Genomic DNA, 4,269 nt, shown 5'->3' with positions numbered 1-4,269 from the left:
TCCAGCATTTTTTGGAAATCCAAAAAATGCTAGACCGCAACTGCTATGCCCTATAAAGCATTCTTATATCTTTATATTTTATCTCTTTATACCCTTTTCTGCGATCCCTTTTATGCGATCGTGCGGAGATCAACCCCATCCTAAACCCATGAAACCCTTATATATCAAGGCTTTTGGCCCTTTCGCCTCCCACTGCGATCCCCAGCGATCCCAGACTTGCATAAAAAATCCCTATATTTACAACTGCTATTATATTAATTTCTCATATATATACCTGTGTAAAATGTGGAGACATAAGATATTTGCATTAATCAAGGTGAACGATTTTTCAATGCTTTCAGCCTTTTAGAACTGCGATCGCCCCCTGTCTTCTGTGTAGTGAGATTCATAGGAAAACAACAAGAAACTCTAAAACCCTTGTTTAGTAAAGGTTTTAGGCTGCTTCATAATTGGTTGTGTAATACCTTGACTGCTATTGCATATTTATTTCAGTCAAAGTATTATGTAGCAGTCAGGGTTCAGACAACGCCCCATGTTTGCTACCTCCACCACCTCCGCTACCTCCACCACCTCCGCTACCTCCAATCCAGAAGTGAAGCGCCACCTGGCCCTGGGGTTAGACCCCAAAGATTTGCAATTCCTCGGCCCCCAGCAGCCCCCTCAACCCCCTGCTGAAACCTACATGGGCTTCTCCATCGAATAGCGGCTACACGTCCCCTCATCCTTCCGGTACTCCCCATGACCACCTTAAACGCCCTACTGCACTCTCTACGGCCCTTTGCGATCGCAGCATCAATCACCTTCAACTCGGCCATCGCAACCGCCCAACTCACCTCCGACTCGGCGATCGCCATCGCCCAACTCACCCGCTATACCGTCCGCACTGTTCATGCTGCCCTCACCTCTGAGGGTGCGATCGCTACCTACCGCACGGCCTGGATCGGCCTACAACTGGCTTTCTGTCTGACCGTCGCCGCTGGCCTGCTCACCGTCCAAGCCGGTCGCCGATTCCGCGCCTACTACGAGGCCGAATGGGCGGCTGATGTGCAATGGCTCATCACCTACCCCGATCGCTGCATTACCGCCCCCGTGGAGAGCGTAGAGGCCGTTGTCGAAGCGTTTCTAGATGACACTATCGACCTCGAAACCGCTGCTACAGCCATCGGCCTCAACCCCGACCACGTACAGACCGTGATCAATGGCTCTGGTACAGCAACTAAGAAACTGCGCGGCCTCGCCTCCCTCGCTGGCATCCCCTGGCGCAATGCCAGAGGCAAAGGCAAGCACATGAGCAACGCCAACATTCGCTCAGCTATGGCCCCCTTCCTCGCCGCTGAGGTGCTGGCTCAACTCGGTTAACCGTCTCGCCGGAGGGAGTGCGATCGCACTCCCTCGACTCGCTAAAGCCCCTTGCGATCGCACTCTGCCCAACCACTCCAGAGACAGCAGACACCCCTATCCCCAAAGCACCATGAACACCACCTTTGAAGCGACAAACAGCCAGTATTACGCCCTAGAGATGGCCAGAGAGACTTTTGGGCGGCAGTGGAAAGCCAAGCTGAAATTTTGTTGGGAAACCGGAGTGTATCCCCGTTCCCTGAGTCAGTACAAGGCTGAGCTTCAGCAAGTCAGAAATGGCGGCGGGCCTGACTGGTTGACTCAGTTCAGATTCGACGGCTAATCACCTGGGGGCTGCTGTCGGCCCCCTCTGCCGGGTTGCGATCGCAGTTTCCCCGCCGTCGCACTCTCCCCGCTCCTGGGGCACCTCATCCCAGGGGTCTCTCGCAGACTCCCCTACCCCGTTCTCAGGCCCAAGCCATGCCCCCAGCAACAGCAACAGCCAGTCTGCAACTTAGTTTTTTCCCCGTGGTGCAGCCTGAGAAGGAAGGTCTCTACCTCCCCCCAGTGATTCGGCAGGCCATGGCCATGGGCGCTGCCCTGGTGATCTCTGTGAGCGGCGGTAAGAACTCCGACGCCATGCTGGTAGCTACTGTGAAGGCATACCGAGCCATGGGGTGGAGCGGGCCGATCTTCGCCCTCTTCTGTGACCTAGGCCGCATCGAGTGGGCTGGGGCATTGGAGCACATTCGCAGTCGCTGCGATCGCCTGGGGGTACGACTGGTCGTGGTGAAACGGCCCCAGGGTGGCCTGGTTGATCGCTGGCGACAACGGTTTGAGGCGATCGCGGCCAAACAAGACAGTGACGGCAGCGGCGGTGGTGAAAAAGTCGGGGATACCCCTCTGTGGAGTTCGTCCCAAAATCGCTACTGCACGAGCCACCTCAAGGAACAGCAGGCCGATAAGGTACTTAGGAAAATTGGGAATGCCCCCCTGTGGAGTTCATCCCAGCATCGCTACTGCACCTCTGAACTGAAGGAGGGCCAAGCTGACAAGGCGTTGCGATCGCATTCGCTGGTCATCTGCGCCATCGGCTTCTTAATCCACGATCGCTCCCTAACCCGCTCTTGATTCGAGCGCCAAACTACGCCACGCCCATCGCCGGGGTGCCCCCTGGCAGCGCCTGTCTTGTGCCCCTAGTCCGTTCGCAGTCGTTACACTGAAGCCGTAGACCAGACTCCTACTCGATGGATTTCTACGTCGCATTTAACAAAACCCTGAACCGCTTCGATCTCAAAGCAATTGATTTAGCGCGTAAAACAGACTTATCTATGCAACGAGTGAGTCAATTCAAAGATGGCTTCAACGTAAGGGTAGAAACCCTGCAAAAGCTTTTGGAGGTCATGCCTCAAGATGCCAAAAGGTATATGCTCTCGCTGGTAGCCGAAGGAGAAACCGATTCTCCCCCCAGCACCGGAGGGTAGCTGTAGCGGCAACCCTCGCATCAGCGCTGGCGATCGCTCCAGGGATCTGAACGGCCTGGGCCTGCCGGGGGGGCCGGTCGCGGCGGCGCGGTGGCCCAGGGGGTGCTGCTGGGGGTTCGCTAGGGCGGGGAGCGATCGCATGGGCAGACTGCTGCTGGGACTGGTCACTTCCCCCTTGTGGGCCTCCTCCTCCAATGCCAGCCGCCGCCCAAAGGTTTTGAGTTCATCTGTACTATACTGCTCTAACGAGTTCCACTCCGAGGTTCAAATCCTTAGCACACGCGGCTTTTACAGGTGCTCTACCGCTGCGGCTGACGGTGAAGCAGTGGACGGGCATTCCGGTTTCGGTTGGGGTGGCCACAACCAAAACGCTGGCCAAGATCGCCAACCATCAGGCTAAGCAGCAGGGGGGTGTCTGTGTTCTGCACGAGGCTGAGCCAGTGCTGGCTCAGTTACCGGTGTCGGAGGTGTGGGGCATTGGGCGGCGGCTAACTCAACGACTGGAAGCCCAGGGCATCACCACGGCCCTGCACCTACAACAGGCTGACCTGGCCCTGATTCGGCAGCTGCTGGGCATCGTTGGGGTCAGGACTGTTTTGGAGCTGCGCGGGGTGGCCGGCCTGCCCCTGGAGCTGTGTCCCCCACCCCGAAAGAGTGTTGTGTCTCTCGCGGCTTTGGGCGGCCTGTGGTGGCGCTGGCGGAGCTGAAGCAGGCGATCGCTACGGGGCCACGGCAGCGGCTAAGCTCAGGCGCGAGGGCCGGGTCGCTCAGTCTTTGCAGGTGTTCATGACCACCAATCGCTTTCGACCCCGAGAACCGCAGTATGCCAATTCAGAGACTCTGGTCTTGCCTTACCCCACTAATGACTCCTCTACGCTGGTTCGGGCGGCTCTAGAGGCCACGGAGCGGTTATATCGGCCTGGGTACAGTTATCACAAGGCCGGGGTGATGCTGTTGGATCGCAGCGACGGGGCGATCTGCCAGGGCTCCTTGTTTGGGGATGAGACAAAGAGAGAAAGGGCGGGGCGGCTGATAGCGGCGGTGGACTCGCTCAATCGACGGTTTGGGGCGGGAACGGTGCGTTGGGCCGCTGAGGGGGTGCAGCAAGAATGAAAGATGAGGGCGGAATGGCGATCTCCCAGGTTCACAACTCGGTGGGATGAGCTGCTGGTGGCTCGGTAGATGGCGGGGATTGAGGGCGATGGCCCCTTGGGCCGGTCTTTGACCATCGCAACGAAGATATCGGTAGCGGTGTTGCCGTTATCCACTCGCCTGACCGGTGTTTGTATACCGCCATAAATTTATTGACTGCTATAATTGAACCCGTAGATGATGCCGTTTCCGTTCACCTGTCCATAGCTATGGCCTCTCTATCCCAAACCTTCGATACGACCCGCGCCGAAATCGTCACCGCAATGGAGCAGCGGATCGAGAAGGGCGATCGCAC

General features: G+C 57.2%; 6 protein-coding genes and 1 pseudogene. All 7 read left to right on the top strand.

Annotation, left to right across the window (positions count from 1 at the left end; translation table 11 throughout):
• The first annotated feature begins 532 nt into the window (after positions 1-532).
• The 7 genes and pseudogenes from AC0QKW_RS01795 (at position 533) to AC0QKW_RS01765 (ending at position 4,004) form a co-directional block, all read left to right on the top strand.
• On the top strand, positions 533-703 hold the full coding sequence (locus AC0QKW_RS01795; RefSeq protein ID WP_473149349.1) for a hypothetical protein: 171 nt from the start codon (positions 533-535) through the stop codon (positions 701-703).
• Positions 704-738: 35 nt separating this feature from the next.
• Positions 739-1,359: a hypothetical protein gene (locus tag AC0QKW_RS01790; RefSeq protein WP_473149348.1), complete on the top strand. Its 621-nt coding sequence runs from the start codon at positions 739-741 to the stop codon at positions 1,357-1,359.
• A 112-nt stretch (positions 1,360-1,471) separates the two neighbouring features.
• On the top strand, positions 1,472-1,681 hold the full coding sequence (locus tag AC0QKW_RS01785; protein WP_473149347.1) for a hypothetical protein: 210 nt from the start codon (positions 1,472-1,474) through the stop codon (positions 1,679-1,681).
• A 137-nt stretch (positions 1,682-1,818) separates the two neighbouring features.
• A complete protein-coding gene (locus AC0QKW_RS01780; RefSeq protein ID WP_473149346.1) occupies positions 1,819-2,469 on the top strand; it encodes a tRNA lysidine(34) synthetase in 651 nt (216 codons plus the stop codon).
• Between the two features lie 116 nt (positions 2,470-2,585).
• The gene (locus tag AC0QKW_RS01775; protein ID WP_473149345.1) at positions 2,586-2,822 is read left to right on the top strand and encodes a hypothetical protein; all 237 of its coding nucleotides are present in this window, start codon (positions 2,586-2,588) and stop codon (positions 2,820-2,822) included.
• A gap of 317 nt (positions 2,823-3,139) precedes the next feature.
• Complete coding sequence (locus AC0QKW_RS01770) at positions 3,140-3,529, top strand: hypothetical protein (protein ID WP_473149344.1); 390 nt, start codon at positions 3,140-3,142, stop codon at positions 3,527-3,529.
• Positions 3,477-4,004: pseudogene (locus AC0QKW_RS01765) on the top strand (DUF4113 domain-containing protein). The gene AC0QKW_RS01770 and the pseudogene AC0QKW_RS01765 overlap by 53 nt, the downstream one beginning before the upstream one ends.
• Positions 4,005-4,269: the final 265 nt, after the last annotated feature.

It is taken from the genome of Pseudanabaena sp. PCC 9330 (assembly GCF_055795045.1).
This window is presented reverse-complemented; position numbering and strand designations above follow the sequence as displayed.

Excerpts from the sequence above, each read along its gene's own strand:
- AC0QKW_RS01795 (WP_473149349.1), top strand. The coding sequence starts at position 533 with ATGTTTGCTACCTCCACCACCTCCGCTACCTCCACCACCTCCGCTACC.
- AC0QKW_RS01785 (WP_473149347.1), top strand. The coding sequence starts at position 1,472 with ATGAACACCACCTTTGAAGCGACAAACAGCCAGTATTACGCCCTAGAG.
- AC0QKW_RS01780 (WP_473149346.1), top strand. The coding sequence starts at position 1,819 with ATGCCCCCAGCAACAGCAACAGCCAGTCTGCAACTTAGTTTTTTCCCC.
- AC0QKW_RS01775 (WP_473149345.1), top strand. The coding sequence starts at position 2,586 with ATGGATTTCTACGTCGCATTTAACAAAACCCTGAACCGCTTCGATCTC.
- AC0QKW_RS01790 (WP_473149348.1), top strand. The coding sequence starts at position 739 with ATGACCACCTTAAACGCCCTACTGCACTCTCTACGGCCCTTTGCGATC.